The following is a 16,292-nucleotide window of genomic DNA, read 5'->3' on the forward strand; positions in this document are numbered from 1 at the left end:
AAACCGATTAAAGAGATCAATATCTATGGCAAAGATTGGTGTTTTCGTTGGTACAGTTTATGGCAATGCATTAGCGGTTGCGGAAGAAGCGCAGCAGATACTTGAGCAGCAGGGGCATGAGGCTGCGGTTTTTGAAGATGCAACCTTAGAACAATGGCAAGAGTATGTGCAGGACGTTGTTTTAGTGGTCACTTCGACAACCGGACAAGGCGATCTGCCTGACAATATCCAGCCGCTCTATACAGAATTAAATGATAAGTTGGGCTATCAGCCCGATCTGAGCTATGGCGTGATTGCGTTAGGTGACAGCAGTTACGATACGTTCTGTGGTGGTGGCCGTACTTTTGATGAACTGTTACAGGAACAGGGAGCCAAACGAATCGGCGAGGTACTGTTGATTGATGCCATTGAGGTTGTTGAACCTGAAGTCTTTGCTCAAAACTGGATTGAAGAATGGGGGGCTTTGTTGTAAGAAAGTGATCGATTACACCGCTTATGCCTTTATTGGGTTTGAGCATTGGGAAGGATAAGCGGTGTATAACAAACGGACATAGTTTACTTACGAGCCAATTTTTCCAAATCGGCTTCAATTTCTGCAATCTTGTTGGCAACGACGTGTTCTAGATGGCGTAAGTCGTCGAGAATTTTGCGTTGTAAATCCACTTCGATCTGATCACGTTTACAAATCTGATCTAATTCTTCAATGACATAGCGTAGGTTGGTGTTGATCTCTTTGACTTCTTTGTAACCTTGGCTTGAGTGTTCGTCAGGGATGGTCTTTAACTGGCGTGGATACTTAAATTTAACGCTTTTGGCAAAGAATTCGCCCTTATCCTTACGGAAATAAATCTTCAGTGTGTCGTTATTCGCTTCCTGACGGAGGCTATAGCGATCAATATCTTCAGGATGTGTGATCCCCAAACTTTTCAAGTTATCGTACATAGCGTGTCACCTAGTTATTAATATTAACAGCCACCCCAATGGGTGGCGCGGTTATTTTTTATTTAATCAATATTTCTCAGGAGTTCATTAATACCCACTTTGCCACGGGTCTTGGCATCCACTTTTTTCACGATAACAGCACAATATAGGCTGTAGCTGCCATCTTTTGACGGAAGATTACCGGAGACGACGACAGAACCCGCTGGTACGCGGCCATAATGGATTTCGCCGGTTTCGCGATCGTAGATTTTGGTACTTTGGCCGATGTAAACTCCCATTGAGATCACGGAGCCTTCTTCTACGATAACGCCTTCGACAATCTCAGAGCGTGCGCCGATAAAGCAGTTGTCTTCAATAATGGTTGGGTTGGCCTGCAATGGCTCCAGAACCCCACCAATACCAACACCACCGGATAAGTGAACATTTTTACCGATTTGTGCGCAGGAACCGACGGTGGCCCAAGTGTCTACCATTGAGCCTTCATCCACGTAAGCCCCAAGGTTGACGTAAGATGGCATCAATACGGTATTGCGGGCGATATAAGCCCCTTGGCGGACAGCCGCAGGAGGCACGACACGGAATCCTTCTTTTTCGAAACGCGCTTGATCATAGTCAGCAAATTTCATCGGCACTTTGTCGAAATAGCGGCTTTCTGCCCCTTCCATCACCTGGTTGTCATTAATGCGGAAGGAAAGCAATACCGCTTTTTTCAGCCATTGATGAGTGACCCACTCTCCGTCGATTTTTTCGGCAACGCGCAGTTTACCGCTGTCCAGCATTTGAATAACCTGATTAATGGCATCACGGGTTGCGCTATCAACAGTAGTTGGAGTGATGTTAACGCGGTCTTCAAATGCATTTTCGATAGTCGTTTGTAATTGCTGCATAAGTATGCGGTTCCTCATTTCTGTCTATTTCTGTCTGTTAAGAGAATCTTGCTATAGTTTATCTCGTGTGTTGAGAGCCTCTGTCAACCTTTCTGAGAGTTCATCCCTTATTTTTTTATGTAATGCGTTTTGATCTTTATCCGCTAATACAAAAAAGTCTTCCACACGTTCGCCAATAGTCGTAATGCGTGCTCCATGTAAGAAAACCCCCAATTCAGCGAAAATATTGCCTACCCGTGCCAATAATCCAGGCTGATCCAATGCGATCAATTCCATGTAAGTACGGCGAGCATTTTTTGTCGGTAAGAAGTTGACTTTGGTTGGGACATTAAAATGGCGCAACTTGGCAGGCAGATTGCGGGCTTTTGGTACGTTAGGATGCGGATCATTCACGACTTTCAATAAGGCACGACGGATAGGTTCGTGACGATCAAACGCCAGTGGATGACCGTTAGGGTCCAAAACAACAAATGTATCCATCGCCATTTCATCACGATTAGTGAAGATTTGAGCATCATGGACACTTAAATTACGTTTGTCCAATTCCCCAACAACGGCCGCAAAAAGAGAAGGCCGGTCCTGGCACCAAATGAAAATTTCTGTGCCACCGTGAGAAAATGCGGTGCTGATCAAAACCATGGGTTCCGGGGGGGATGATGGATTAAATGGCTAGCGTGCCACGCTAATTGGTCGGGGGTATGGCGCAGGAAATAATCTGCATGGCAACCGCTCCAGATGTTGTGCAAACGCTGTTCGTTAATCTCTTCCTGGCGCAGAAGAGCCAATGCTTGCAAGCGATTGTTACGGATGCGTTCCCGTAAATCAGGAGTGTTTTGGATACCTTGGTGTAATTGGGCTTTAGTGGCGAAATAGAGTTCACGTATCAGGCTCTGTTTCCAGCTATTCCACAGTTTAGCGTTGGTGGCACAAATATCTGCAACAGTCAGGCAGGCTAAGTAATTAAGGCGATTTTGGTTTTTAACCTGACTGGCAAATTGTTGGATAATTTCAGGATCTTGAATATCCCGACGTTGTGCAGTCACTGACATCAGCAGATGGTCGCAAACCAGCCATTCCACCAATTCAGCTTCGTGGTTGGTCAGGCCATGCTGTAGTGCGAATGCGAAGGCATCTTTGGCACCGAGTTCAGAATGATCACCGTTGCGTCCTTTGGCAATATCATGAAAAAACGCCGCCAATCGCAGTAGCTCTGGTTGAGGCAGGTGCGGATAAAGTTCAACACACAGCGGATGGATCACGCGGTTGTTTTCATCAGCAAAACTTTCCAGTTTTTGCAGTACGCGGATGGTGTGTTCATCAACGGTATAAGCATGAAAAAGGTCAAATTGCATCTGGCCGACAATATGACTCCAAAATGGCATGTAAGCCCCTAGGACGCTATGCAGGTGCATCGGGAGTAATGCCCCTGTAACGGCATGGGGGTGGCGCAGAATATCCATGAAAATTTTTCGTGCTTCGGGGAATTCGCATAACGGCGTAGTCAGGTTTCTGCGGGCATAGCGAAGTTGGCGTAATGTCGTGGAATAGATCCCTTCAATTTCATGATGTTCAGCCATGTGATAGAACATTCTCAATATTGAAGTGGGATCGCGGCTAAACAGGGTTTCATCAATGAGATCGATAAGGTTTCCCCGCAATTGAAACTCGGTGTTCAGGAAGCGTGGTTTTTCATTAGGTTGCAGTGCCAAAATGGCTTCATTAAACAGTTGCAGCAGCATGTTATTTAGCTCACTGACACGGCGGGTCATGCGATAGAAATCTTTCATCATTCGCTCGACCGGCTGATTTCTTTCCCCTTCATAGCCGAGTAGTCTGGCGACACTAAACTGACTTTCGAACAGCAACCGGTTATCGTAACGGGTAACCACCAAATGAAGCGCAAAACGGATACGCCAGAGAAAATTCTGACATTCGTTCAATTCATTGCGTTCTTCTTGGGTCAGGAAACCAAAATTGACCATTTCATCTAAGGAGGTAGCACCAAAATGGCGATGAGCGACCCAAAGTAATGTATGGATATCGCGTAGACCACCAGGGCTGCTTTTGATATCTGGCTCTAGATTGTAACTGGTGCTGTGATAGCGTTGATGGCGTTCTTGTTGTTCAGTAATTTTGGCTGCGAAAAATTGAGCGGATGGCCAGAAATCATCACTGAAAATATATTTCTGTAATCGTAGAAATAGCGGCAAATTTCCACAAATTAGGCGAGATTCAATGAGATTAGTCGCGATAGTGGGGTCGGAAAGCCCTTTTTGCTGACATTCTTCGAATGTCCTGACACTATGACCGACTTCAAGCCGGATATCCCAAAGTAGGGCAATAAACTGTCCAAGACGGGTTGATTGTTCTTCAGTTAATGGCGATTGGCTCAGAATCAATAGGTCAATGTCAGAGAGAGGATGTAATTCGCGGCGACCATAGCCACCTACCGCAATCAGGGAAAAGGAATCGATCTGATCAAATCCCTGTTCCTGCCATAATCGTTTTAAAAGTTGATCAATATAGTCACTGCGGGTGTAAATCAGTGCATCCGGTGAGATCCCTGCCCTGAATGCGTGTTCAAGCCAGAGCTGGAATTCATCAATATGCTGTTTAAGGGCGGGGAATTGCAGATCATCGTGGGAAAACTCCACAGGAGAAAGGGGGGAACGGGAGCTTGCGCTAAGGAGATATCAACCGGCATGTGCAGAGACCTATCGTGAGAAAACCCATGATGACCAGATTACTGAGAAAATGATAGGATGAACAGGGATTATTGACAGAGATAAAAGCTCCCGGTGGGTTGAAGATAGCAGGGAGCTTGTTGATTAAATTTAATAAATTGTGTTAGCTGGCAATTATGCGTTTTCTAATACTGCTGAGATATGCGCTTCTTCTTCTTGGCGCCATGTCATGATTTCACAACCATTATCGGTAACGACAATAGTGTGCTCATACTGAGCAGACCAACCGCGATCTTTGGTTTTAACTGTCCAGCCATCTTTCATGGAACGGATACGAAAATCACCCGCGTTGACCATCGGCTCAATGGTGAATGCCATCCCTTTTTGCAATATCACGCCGCCATCATCCGCATCATAATGCAGAACATGAGGTTCTTCGTGGAAGCCTTTGCCGATACCGTGACCGCAGTATTCGCGGACAACAGAATAATCGTGATTTTCGACAAATTGCTGAATTGCCTTGCCGATGGTACGCAGACGGATGCCGGGTTTAACCATTTTCAGGGCAAGGTACAAGCTTTCCTGCGTTACGCGACACAGGCGCTCACCTTGAATGGTTGGTTTGCCGACAATGAACATTTTAGAAGTATCACCGTGGAACTCATCTTTGATGACTGTCACGTCAATATTGACGATATCACCTTCTTTCAGAGCCTTATCATCGCTTGGAATGCCGTGGCAAACCACGTCATTGACGGAGATGCACACAGATTTAGGGAAGCCGTGATAGCCCAGACAAGCCGAGATGGCTTGTTGTTTGTCGGTAATGTGCTTGTGGCAGATACGATCAAGTTCACCCGTAGTGACGCCTGCCTTAACGTAAGGTTCAATCATTTCCAGAACTTCGGCGGCCAGACGTCCGGCAACCCGCATTTTCTGAATGTCTTCTTCTGTTTTGATAGAAATAGCCATGAATTGGGTCCATTTAAGTCGGAAAATTACCGACTACTTGATATTAATTAAGGAAAGTATTGTCGGTAATGGTATCAGCCCACCGAATGGATGCCAATATAACCCGCATCAGTCGCCGTAATAAACATAGCTGTAACAAATGTTGGAGTCTGGAGGTGGTTTATGGTATAAAGCGCGCCGGTATTCTGTGTAATTGTTTCTGATGTGATGCAATGAACGAGGGATACTAAATAAACTCATTATGTGTAAATAACACACACGGATCGGCACATACACCGGGGTGCTCTTATGCGGTTAGCTCATTTTTACAAATAGCCCGCAGCTAATGAGTCGGTGTCATGGGATCTGTGGAGGCATAACCCCAATTAACTTTATAGAGGTCTAAAATGGCAACTGTTTCCATGCGCGATATGCTGCAAGCGGGCGTTCACTTCGGTCACCAGACTCGTTACTGGAACCCAAAAATGAAACCTTTCATCTTTGGTGCTCGTAACAAAGTTCATATCATCAACCTGGAAAAAACTGTTCCAATGTTCAACGATGCTCTGGCAGAGCTGAACAAAATCGCTTCCCGTAAAGGTAAGATTCTGTTTGTTGGTACCAAGCGTGCTGCTAGCGAAGCCGTAAAAGAAGCCGCACTGAGCTGTGACCAATACTTCGTTAACCACCGTTGGTTGGGTGGTATGCTGACTAACTGGAAAACTGTTCGTCAGTCAATCAAGCGTTTGAAAGATCTGGAAGTTCAGTCTCAGGACGGTACTTTTGACAAGCTGACTAAAAAAGAAGCGCTGATGCGTTCTCGTGAGCTTGGCAAACTGGAAAACAGCCTGGGCGGTATCAAAGACATGGGCGGCCTGCCTGATGCGCTGTTTGTTATCGATGCTGAACACGAACACATTGCTATCAAAGAAGCAAACAACCTGGGTATCCCTGTATTCGCTATCGTTGATACCAACTCTGATCCAGACGGCGTTAACTTCATCATCCCAGGTAACGACGACGCAATCCGTGCAGTTAAACTGTACCTGACTGCGGCAGCTACCGCTGTTCGTGAAGGTCGTTCTCAGGATCAGGCTGTTCAGGTTGAAGAAGGTCTTGTAGACGCTGAATAATAAGGCCTGCTCATTTTGTTTGAGCCCTTATTGACCAGGTATTGAAATATATTGGTTAGGGGGCCTATCAAGGCCCCTTTTACCTATCTGATATAGAACTATTATCTGATATAGAACTTTCCACGCGGAGTATTATCTTCCCGCGAGACACATCGAGGAATAAAACAAATGGCTGACATTACCGCTGCTCTGGTAAAAGAACTGCGTGAGCGTACTGGCGCAGGCATGATGGAATGTAAAAAAGCACTGGTTGAAGCAAATGGTGATATCGAACTGGCTATCGATAACATGCGTAAATCAGGTCAGGCAAAAGCGGCTAAGAAAGCAGGCCGTGTTGCTGCTGAAGGTGTTATTCTGGTTGAAGTTGCGGCTGATGCTAAATTCGCAGCAATCGTTGAACTGAACTGTGAAACTGACTTTGTTGCTAAAGATGCTGGCTTCCTGGCGTTCGGTAAAGAAGTTATTGCTTCTGTTATGGCAGACAAAAACGCTGACATCGACGCACTGAAAGCGAAGTTCGAAGAACAGCGTACTGGCCTGGTCGCGAAAATTGGTGAAAACATCAACATTCGTCGCGTTGCTATTCTGGAAGGTGAAGCTGTGGGTTCTTACCTGCACGGCGCTCGTATCGGTGTTCTGGTTGCGGCTGAAGGTGCCAATGAAGAACTGATCAAACACATCGCAATGCACGTTGCGGCAAGCAAGCCAGAATACGTGAACCCAACTGACGTTCCTGCTGACGTTGTTGAGCGTGAGCACCAGATCCAACTGGATATCGCTATGCAGTCTGGTAAGCCTCGCGAAATCGCAGAGAAAATGGTTTCTGGCCGTATGAACAAATTTACCGGCGAAATCTCTCTGACTGGCCAAAACTTCGTGATGGACCCAAGCAAATCTGTTGGCGATCTGCTGAAAGAAAACAATGCTAAGGTTATCAACTTCATCCGCTTCGAAGTTGGTGAAGGTATTGAGAAAGTTGAAGCTGATTTCGCAGCAGAAGTTGCTGCAATGAGCAAACAGTCTTAATTTTCTTGAACGGAGCCGCCGATTGGCGGTTCTGTTTTATCTCATGATGAATTTTTACATCTGGGCTTTATCGCGTGGGTGTGTAGTAGTTGAGTAAATCTTAATAAATCCCCAATATCCTTATCTGCTTAGGACTGAACACCATGGCAACCAATGCAAAACCCGTATATCAGAAAATCCTGCTTAAGCTCAGTGGAGAAGCCCTGCAAGGCACAGAAGGTTTTGGTATCGACGCCAGTGTCTTAGACCGCATGGCTCAGGAAATCAAAGAACTGGTTGAGCTGGGTATTCAGGTCGGTGTCGTTATTGGAGGCGGTAACCTGTTTCGTGGTGCCGGTTTGGCAGAGGCAGGAATGAACCGTGTAGTAGGCGACCACATGGGCATGTTGGCGACTGTGATGAATGGTCTGGCAATGCGTGATGCTTTGCACCGCGCCTATGTGAACGCTCGTCTGATGTCTGCCATCCCATTGAATGGCGTGTGTGACAATTATAGCTGGGCTGAGGCGATAAGCTTATTGCGCCACGGTCGTGTTGTTATTTTCTCTGCGGGTACTGGCAACCCGTTCTTTACAACAGATTCCGCTGCCTGTCTGCGTGGCATTGAAATTGAAGCGGATGTTGTGTTAAAAGCTACCAAAGTTGATGGCGTTTATTCTGCTGATCCTGCAAAAGATCCTGAAGCCGTTCTCTACAATAAGCTCACTTATCAGGAAGTATTGGAGCGTGAATTGAAAGTGATGGATCTGGCGGCCTTTACGCTGGCTCGTGACCATAATCTGCCAATTCGTGTCTTTAATATGAACAAACCAGGCGCACTTCGTCGTGTTGTGATGGGAGAAAGTGAAGGTACGTTGATTTCTCACGGCTGATTTTTCACAGTTCGTGCTCAGAGACATTGGTGAAATTTGACGGTATGATCAGCGTCCTGATGCGCCAAATTTAATGACACAGGGTCACATATGTCGTAGCGTATTCGGTTCATTTATCTATGACTTACGCAGTGTGGCCTAAAAAATAACCATCTCCCAAGGGTTTGTAACGTGATTAATGAAATCAAGAAAGACGCACAAGACCGCATGGAAAAAAGCGTCGAAGCACTGAAAAATCAAATTAGCAAGGTTCGTACTGGCCGTGCTTCTCCTAGCCTGTTGGATGGCATCAGCGTTGAATATTATGGCGCTGCGACTCCATTGCGTCAGATTGCAAACGTTGTTGCAGAAGATGCCCGTACTTTGGCGATCACGGTATTTGATCGCTCTATGACTGCGGCGATTGAAAAAGCCATTATGGCTTCTGATCTGGGTCTGAACCCATCTTCTGCCGGAACCATTATCCGTGTTCCATTACCACCACTGACAGAAGAGCGCCGTAAGGATCTTATTAAAGTCGTTCGTGGGGAAGCGGAACAGGGCCGTGTCTCCATCCGTAACATTCGCCGTGATGCGAACGATAAGGTCAAAACACTGCTGAAAGACAAAGAAATCAGTGAAGATGAAGAACGTCGTTCACAAGATGAAATTCAGAAATTGACTGACAGCTTCATTAAGAAAATTGATGAAGCGCTGGCAAATAAAGAAACTGAGTTGATGGATTTCTAATTGCCGTTTCACGCATACAACGCCGCAGCTCTTGCGGCGTTGTTCTTTACACTTCGTATCACATTTCTTTCTCAAGCGATGGACATAGCGATCTGCACCGCTCAAACTATGACGATTTTCTGTTGCGATTTTCCATTGCAATTTTATATCAGTAGCATACTTAGAGTATTAAAATGAAACGGTTAACTATTCTTGGCTCAACGGGTTCGATTGGGAAAAGTACGCTTTCTGTTGTCCGCAATAACCCGGAGAAATTCAGTGTAATCGCACTGGTTGCCGGGAAAAATATTGAAGTCATGGCACAGCAATGTTTGGAATTCCACCCACAATATGCCGCAATGGCAGATGAGCCGTCAGCAAAAGCGCTGCGTCAGTTATTACAGGCGCAGGGAAGTCAAACCGAAGTACTGTTTGGTAAAGACGCTATTTGTGATTTAGCGGCATTGGAAGACGTCGATCAAGTCATGTCAGCCATTGTTGGCGTCGCAGGTTTATTGCCGACTTTGGCCGCTATCCGCAAGGGAAAACAAGTTCTGCTGGCTAATAAAGAATCTTTGATTACCAGTGGTCGTCTGTTTATGGATGCGGTTGTCCAATACAAAGCGCAATTATTGCCGATTGATAGCGAACATAATGCTATTTTCCAAAGTCTGCCGGAGGGGGTTCAGCACAATCTTGGCAAGGCAAACCTAAAAGAACACGGTATTTCCAGCATTATCCTGACGGGATCGGGCGGGCCGTTCCGCAAGACGCCTTTGGTGAATCTGCCCAATGTGACTCCTGATGAAGCGTGTGCTCATCCTATCTGGTCAATGGGACGTAAAATTTCGGTGGATTCTGCCACCATGATGAACAAGGGATTGGAATATATCGAAGCGCGTTACCTGTTCAATGCATCCGCAGATGAAATAGAAGTATTATTGCATCCCCAATCGGTCATTCATTCGATGGTTCGTTATCAGGATGGCAGCATCATCGCACAACTGGGTACGCAGGATATGTGTACCCCAATTGCCTATGCGATGGCTTATCCTAATCGTATTCCATCTGGTGCAAAACCATTGGATTTTACCGAATTGAGTTTGCTCACTTTTGAATCCCTGGATTATCAGCGTTATCCTTGTTTGAAACTGGCGATTGAGGCTTGTCACCAGGGGCAGGCGGCAACAACGGCGTTGAATGCAGCAAATGAAGAAACCGTTGATGTTTTTTTGCAAGGTGGAATCCGTTTCACCGATATTGCGACAATCAATCGGTTGGTCGTTGAAAAAGTAAATTTATCTGAACCTCAAAGTATCGAAGAGGTCTTAGAAATCGATAACATAGCCAGGGCCTTAGCGAGAGAAGCCATAAGCACTATTGCCAAATAGCCAGTTTTATTAATAAGTATAGGTTTGCGTTTTGGCAAATGATATAGTTCGCGGGTAAATTACAGTTGCTATAATAGCCATTTCAATTATCTGGTGCTTGCATTCTAATCATAGATAAGCACAGGTTAAAGGCTTTCATTCAGTCGTGCCTGAATAGCCGTGCTATCCGTGCTAACTTGTTGACACGTAACACGGCTTTTTCATGTTTAGAAGTGATTGAGTTTACCAAAAAGTCAGCTTAGTTATTTAAGGATTATTTTGAGTGATATCTCCCAGTGATAATGACTCATTGCCAACGTTACCCAGACATGTCGCCATCATTATGGATGGTAACGGTCGCTGGGCAAAAAAACGGGGCAAATTAAGAGTCTTTGGCCACCGTGCAGGAATTAAAGCCGTACGAAGTGCCGTGAGTTTTTCAGTGAAACATAATATTAATTCACTGACGCTATATGCTTTTAGCAGCGAAAACTGGAATCGTCCACAGCAGGAAGTCAGTTCATTGATGGAGTTGTTTGTTTTTGCTCTCGATAATGAAGTAAAGAACCTGCATAAACACAATGTGAAATTGTCTGTGATTGGTGATATCAGTCGTTTTAGCTTACGGTTGCAGGAGCGTATCCGCCGTTCTGTTGAATTGACAGCAGGCAATACCGGATTACAGCTTAATATTGCTGCTAACTATGGTGGTCGTTGGGATCTGGTTCAGAGTTTTAAACAAATTGCGGAAAAGATTGAAGCCAATGAATTATCTCCCGAAGAGATTACCGAGACTACAGTTGATGACTTCATCAATTTAAGTCAGCAACCTGAAGTGGATCTGGTGATTAGGACCGGAGGCGAACATCGTATCAGTAATTTCCTGCTCTGGCAGATCGCTTATGCAGAATTGTATTTTACCGATATACTTTGGCCTGATTTTGATGAAACTGTTTTTGAAGGTGCGATTAATGCTTTTGCCAAACGAGAACGCCGATTTGGCGGAACACCAGACGATGCCGAAGTGGGATCATAGGAGGAGAACTTGCTGAAGTACCGTCTTTTAACTACGTTGATATTGATTCCACTTGTTATTGTAGCGCTGTTTTTCCTCTCCCCAGCAGGGTTTGGATTGGTTGTTATTGCTGTTTCAGCACTTGCTGCATGGGAATGGGGTCAATTTGCAGGTCTTTTCACTCAAGTTAAGCGCATTACGCTGGCTGTGTTATTTGCTGTCGGGCTATTGGCCTTGCAGTACTCTTTGTCGGATTTTTCTCACCTCATTGAGAAACCACAAATTGTATACCTATTGTGGGCTGGCATGCTTTGGTGGGTGGTCGCCATTTTATTGGTGGTGACTTATCCGGCTTCTGCTTCCATCTGGAAATCGTCGGTTGCCTTGCGTCTGCTGTTCGGGGTTATGACTATCGTGCCATTTTATTGTGGAATGATGGTACTGCGTACTCAGAGCTATGAAAATAATCCCTATGATGGCGCATGGTGGTTGCTGTACGTCATGCTGTTGGTATGGGCTGCCGATTCAGGCGCTTATATTTTTGGCCGTACCATGGGTAAACATAAAATGGCCCCAAAAGTATCCCCAGGTAAAACGCTTGAGGGGGTGGTGGGGGGATTATTAACGGCTGCACTGATTTCGTGGTTGTTCGGTAAATTTGCCCCTGTCCCCGCGATGCCAGAACATTTGTTGCTGATTTCTACGGTGGTGGTGGTTGCCTCGGTCTTTGGTGATCTGACTGAAAGTATGTTCAAGCGGGAATCTGGGATCAAAGACAGTAGTCAATTGATTCCGGGGCATGGCGGTGTCATGGATAGGGTTGATAGTCTGACTGCGGCAGTTCCAGTGTTTGCTGGGCTGGTTATGTTGATTTCTTCTGGATTTATTCTCTGAAGGTACGTAATGGATATTCTCTGGAGTCTGGCTGCATTTATTGTTGCTTTGGGTGTTCTCATCACAGTGCATGAGTTTGGTCATTTTTGGGTTGCCAGACGATGCGGTATCTATGTTGAACGCTTTTCCATCGGATTTGGCAAGGTGCTTTGGCGTCGTACAGATAAACAGGGAACTGAATACGTTATCGCTCTTATCCCCCTTGGTGGATATGTCAAAATGCTCGACGAGCGGGTAGGGGAAGTTGCTCCCGAACGTCGTCATATGGCATTCAATAACAAAACTATTGGCCAGCGGGCAGCAGTTATCAGCGCAGGGCCAATCGCAAACTTCATTCTGGCGGTGATCGCTTATTGGCTGGTTTTTGTGATTGGCGTGCCATCTGTACGTCCGGTAGTGTTGGATATTAAGCCAAACTCGATTGCTGCACAGGCAAATATTTTGCCTGGAATGGAACTAAAAGCCGTTAATGGTATCGAAACTCCTGATTGGAATTCAGTACGTCTTGCCATGATAGGTAAAGTGGGGGCGACATCAGTCACTATGGCCGTTTTGCCTCTGAACGCACTTGATAATGTTCAGAAAACACTGGATTTGAGTAAATGGACCTTTGATCCGTCCAGGCAGGATGTTTTGCTGTCTTTGGGAATTATGCCTGTTGTACCACGGTTGAGTTCGCAAGTGGAAAAAGTTTATCCTGCTTCAACCGCTGAAAAAGCGGGTTTACAAAGTGGGGATAGGATCGTTAAAGTCAACGATCAAGATGTAGATGTATGGCACACTTTTTCATCTTTTGTCAGGAAGAATCCTAATACTCCTCTAAAATTGGACGTTGCGAGAGCGGGGGGAATGCTCTCCTTGTCCCTGACTCCTGAAGTCAGAAAATTATCCAACGGCCGTGAAGAGGGGTTTGCTGGTATCGAACTGAAAATCATTCCATTGGCGGATGAATACAAGGTTATTCAGCAATATGGACCTTTTTCTGCCATTTATGAGGCAGGAGACAAGACTTGGCAATTAATGAAGCTGACTGTCAATATGATCGGCAAATTGGTTGTGGGTGACTTAAAACTGAATAACCTGAGCGGCCCGATTTCCATTGCCAAAGGCGCAGGAGTATCGGCTGATTCTGGCTTGGTGTATTATTTAATGTTTTTGGCGCTGATTAGCGTCAATCTTGGGATCATTAATTTGTTCCCATTACCTGTACTAGATGGTGGACACTTGCTTTTCCTTGCTATCGAAAAGATCAAGGGGGGGCCAGTCTCCGAGCGTGTACAAGACTTCAGTTATCGCATTGGTGCTATATTACTGGTGTTATTAATGGGGCTTGCACTTTTCAATGATTTCTCTCGCTTTTAAGGTGGGAGACCGGTTAGGAAAACGCATAACAACGATGGCGATGAAAAAGTTGCTCATAGCGTCGCTGCTGTTCGGCAGCGCCACCGCATACAGTTCAGACGGATTCGTAGTTCGGGACATTCACTTTGACGGTCTTCAACGCGTCACCGTTGGTGCAGCATTACTGAACATGCCAGTTCGAGTGGGTGATACGGTTAGTGATGAAGATATTAGCCGCACGATTCATTCACTGTTCGCAACTGGAAACTTTGAAGATGTTCGTGTCTTACGTGATGGCAATTCACTTGTTGTTCAGGTAAAAGAACGGCCAACCATCGCTAGTATTACTTTCACCGGCAACAAATCGGTGAAAGATGACATGCTCAAGCAAAACCTTGAAGCCTCTCGCGTTCGTGTTGGTGAAGCCCTTGACCGTACTATGCTGTCTAATATTGAGAAGGGGCTGGAAGATTTCTATTACAGTGTTGGTAAATACAATGCGACAGTAAAAGCCGTTGTCACGCCACTGCCCCGTAACCGTGTTGATTTGAAGCTCGTTTTCTCTGAAGGAGTTTCTGCCAAGATCCAACAAATTAATATTGTTGGTAATAAAGCCTTCTCAACCAATGAATTGCTTAACCAGTTCCAACTTAGGGATGATGTTCCCTGGTGGAACATGACGGCTGACCAGAAATACCAGAAACAAAAATTGGCAGGTGACCTTGAAACCTTGCGTAGTTTTTATCTTGATCGAGGCTATGCTCGTTTCAATATTGACTCGACTCAAGTTAACCTGACGCCAGATAAGAAAGGTATTTATGTCACTGTCAATATCACCGAAGGCGATCAGTATAAAATCGCAGGGGTTGATTTGAATGGTAATTTAGCGGGTTACCAGTCCCAAATCGAAGAATTGACTAAAATCGAACCAGGTTCGCTGTATAATGGTGCAGAAGTAACCAAGATGGAAACCGCCATCAAAAACCTGCTTGGTCGCCACGGTTATGCTTATCCTCGCGTAATGACACAACCTGAAATCAATGACTCCGATAAGACGGTTAAGCTGCATGTGAATGTTGATGCTGGCAATCGCTTCTATGTGCGTAAGATCCGTTTTTCAGGCAACGATGTGAGTAAAGATTCCGTATTGCGCCGTGAAATGCGTCAGATGGAAGGTTCATGGCTGGGGAGTGATTTGGTTGAACAGGGTAAAGAACGCCTCAATCGATTAGGGTATTTTGACTCTGTTGATGTGGAAACGGAACGCGTACCAGGCAGCCCAGATCAGGTTGACGTGGTTTACAAAGTCAAAGAACGCAATACGGGTTCTATGAACTTTGGTGTTAGTTTCGGCACGGAAAGTGGCATGGGTTTCCAGGTTGGACTCCAACAGGCCAACTGGCTGGGAACAGGGAACTCTGTGAGCATCAACGCCAGTAAAAATGACTATTCAACATCGGCTGATTTATCGATGACTAACCCTTACTTTACCGTCGATGGTGTCAGTTTGGGGGGGCGTTTGTTCTATAACGATTTCCGCGCCGATGATGCTGATCTTCTAATTATACCAATAAAGCATACGGTACTGAGGGAATGTTCGGCTTCCCATTGAATGAAAATAACGGCCTGTCATTTAGACTGGGTTATATCCATAACTCTCTGTCTAATATGCGACCACAGAGAGCGATGTGGCGTTATTGGAATAAAATGGGTAAACATCCAAATTTTAAAGATAAGGCGAATTTTGATTCTAATGACTTCACCGTCACAGTAGGATGGGTTTACAACAATCTTGACCGTGGTTTCTTCCCGACATCTGGCCTGAAATCCTCTCTGGATACGAAAGTGACCATTCCTGGTTCAGACAACCAGTTCTATAAAATCACTTGGAACTCAACCGCTTATTATCCATTAGATGATAATCACGCATGGGTACTGATGGGGCGTACACGTCTGGGATATGGTGGCGGTTTTGGTGGCAAGGAAATGCCATTCTATGAGAACTTTTATGCCGGTGGTTCCAGCAGTGTTCGTGGCTTCCGATCGAATAATATTGGCCCGAAAGCGGTTTATTTAGATGAAAAAAGTGATAAACCAAATAGCCCATCCCGTGATGCCGTGGGAGGTAACGCGACGGCGGTTGCGAGTTTCGAACTGATTACCCCGACACCGTTCCTGGATGCTAAATATGCCCACTCCCTGCGGACTTCGCTATTTGTGGACGCGGGAACAGTGTGGGATACCAATTGGGATAAGACTTACGCAGCGGGGATGCCAGACTACAGCAAGCCAAATAACATCCGTGTTTCGGCCGGTATTGCTCTGCAATGGATGTCACCATTAGGGCCACTGAGCTTCTCTTATGCACAGCCAATTAAGGAATATGCCGGTGATAGAGCGGAGCAGTTCCAGTTCAATATTGGCAGCGTTTGGTAATTTTTAATCATTTTTGGTAAAAATCGCCCTATT

12 protein-coding genes and 2 pseudogenes are annotated in these 16,292 nt (G+C 45.5%); 10 read left to right on the forward strand and 4 right to left on the reverse strand.

Translation table 11 applies throughout. The features are described 5' to 3' along the window. Positions 1–25 precede the first annotated feature (25 nt). Positions 26–472 (forward strand): flavodoxin, encoded by a 447-nt coding sequence (locus ACSJJG_RS02880; protein ID WP_481088413.1) that lies wholly within the window; start codon positions 26–28, stop codon positions 470–472. Positions 473–555: 83 nt separating this feature from the next. Here the strand turns inward: ACSJJG_RS02880 and ACSJJG_RS02885 are convergent, their stop codons facing one another. The 4 genes and pseudogenes from ACSJJG_RS02885 to map all read right to left on the reverse strand — a co-directional run bounded on the left by ACSJJG_RS02885 (position 556) and on the right by map (position 5,485). Next, a complete protein-coding gene (locus ACSJJG_RS02885; protein ID WP_481088414.1) occupies positions 556–942 on the reverse strand; it encodes a DUF3461 family protein in 387 nt (128 codons plus the stop codon). 62 nt (positions 943–1,004) lie between these two features. Continuing rightward, positions 1,005–1,829 (reverse strand): 2,3,4,5-tetrahydropyridine-2,6-dicarboxylate N-succinyltransferase, encoded by an 825-nt coding sequence (gene dapD, locus ACSJJG_RS02890; RefSeq protein WP_285808481.1) that lies wholly within the window; start codon positions 1,827–1,829, stop codon positions 1,005–1,007. A gap of 51 nt (positions 1,830–1,880) precedes the next feature. After that, positions 1,881–4,483, reverse strand: a pseudogene (glnD, locus tag ACSJJG_RS02895) (bifunctional uridylyltransferase/uridylyl-removing protein GlnD). 204 nt (positions 4,484–4,687) lie between these two features. Then, positions 4,688–5,485, reverse strand: coding sequence for a type I methionyl aminopeptidase (gene map, locus ACSJJG_RS02900; protein ID WP_481088415.1), 798 nt, complete (start codon positions 5,483–5,485; stop codon positions 4,688–4,690). 386 nt (positions 5,486–5,871) lie between these two features. Here map and rpsB point away from each other — a divergent pair, with 386 nt between their 5' ends. The 9 genes and pseudogenes from rpsB (at position 5,872) to bamA (ending at position 16,259) form a co-directional block, all read left to right on the forward strand. Next, a complete protein-coding gene (gene rpsB, locus ACSJJG_RS02905; RefSeq protein ID WP_481088416.1) occupies positions 5,872–6,597 on the forward strand; it encodes a 30S ribosomal protein S2 in 726 nt (241 codons plus the stop codon). A gap of 168 nt (positions 6,598–6,765) precedes the next feature. Then, positions 6,766–7,623 (forward strand): translation elongation factor Ts, encoded by an 858-nt coding sequence (tsf, locus tag ACSJJG_RS02910; RefSeq protein WP_481088417.1) that lies wholly within the window; start codon positions 6,766–6,768, stop codon positions 7,621–7,623. A gap of 143 nt (positions 7,624–7,766) precedes the next feature. After that, the gene (pyrH, locus tag ACSJJG_RS02915) at positions 7,767–8,495 is read left to right on the forward strand and encodes a UMP kinase (protein ID WP_481088418.1); all 729 of its coding nucleotides are present in this window, start codon (positions 7,767–7,769) and stop codon (positions 8,493–8,495) included. A 171-nt stretch (positions 8,496–8,666) separates the two neighbouring features. Beyond that, complete coding sequence (gene frr / locus ACSJJG_RS02920; RefSeq protein ID WP_481088419.1) at positions 8,667–9,224, forward strand: ribosome recycling factor; 558 nt, start codon at positions 8,667–8,669, stop codon at positions 9,222–9,224. 173 nt (positions 9,225–9,397) lie between these two features. Then, the gene (ispC, locus tag ACSJJG_RS02925; protein ID WP_481088420.1) at positions 9,398–10,594 is read left to right on the forward strand and encodes a 1-deoxy-D-xylulose-5-phosphate reductoisomerase; all 1,197 of its coding nucleotides are present in this window, start codon (positions 9,398–9,400) and stop codon (positions 10,592–10,594) included. Positions 10,595–10,916: 322 nt separating this feature from the next. Beyond that, positions 10,917–11,609 carry a polyprenyl diphosphate synthase gene (uppS, locus tag ACSJJG_RS02930; RefSeq protein ID WP_481090359.1) on the forward strand — a complete coding sequence of 231 codons (693 nt, stop codon included), beginning with the start codon at positions 10,917–10,919 and terminating at the stop codon, positions 11,607–11,609. A gap of 9 nt (positions 11,610–11,618) precedes the next feature. Continuing rightward, complete coding sequence (gene cdsA / locus ACSJJG_RS02935) at positions 11,619–12,482, forward strand: phosphatidate cytidylyltransferase (protein ID WP_481088421.1); 864 nt, start codon at positions 11,619–11,621, stop codon at positions 12,480–12,482. A gap of 9 nt (positions 12,483–12,491) precedes the next feature. Next, a complete protein-coding gene (rseP, locus tag ACSJJG_RS02940) occupies positions 12,492–13,844 on the forward strand; it encodes a sigma E protease regulator RseP (protein WP_481088422.1) in 1,353 nt (450 codons plus the stop codon). 34 nt (positions 13,845–13,878) lie between these two features. Continuing rightward, positions 13,879–16,259 (forward strand): annotated as a pseudogene (gene bamA / locus ACSJJG_RS02945) (outer membrane protein assembly factor BamA). Positions 16,260–16,292 lie beyond the last annotated feature (33 nt).

It is taken from the genome of Xenorhabdus sp. SGI 60 (genome assembly GCF_056632175.1).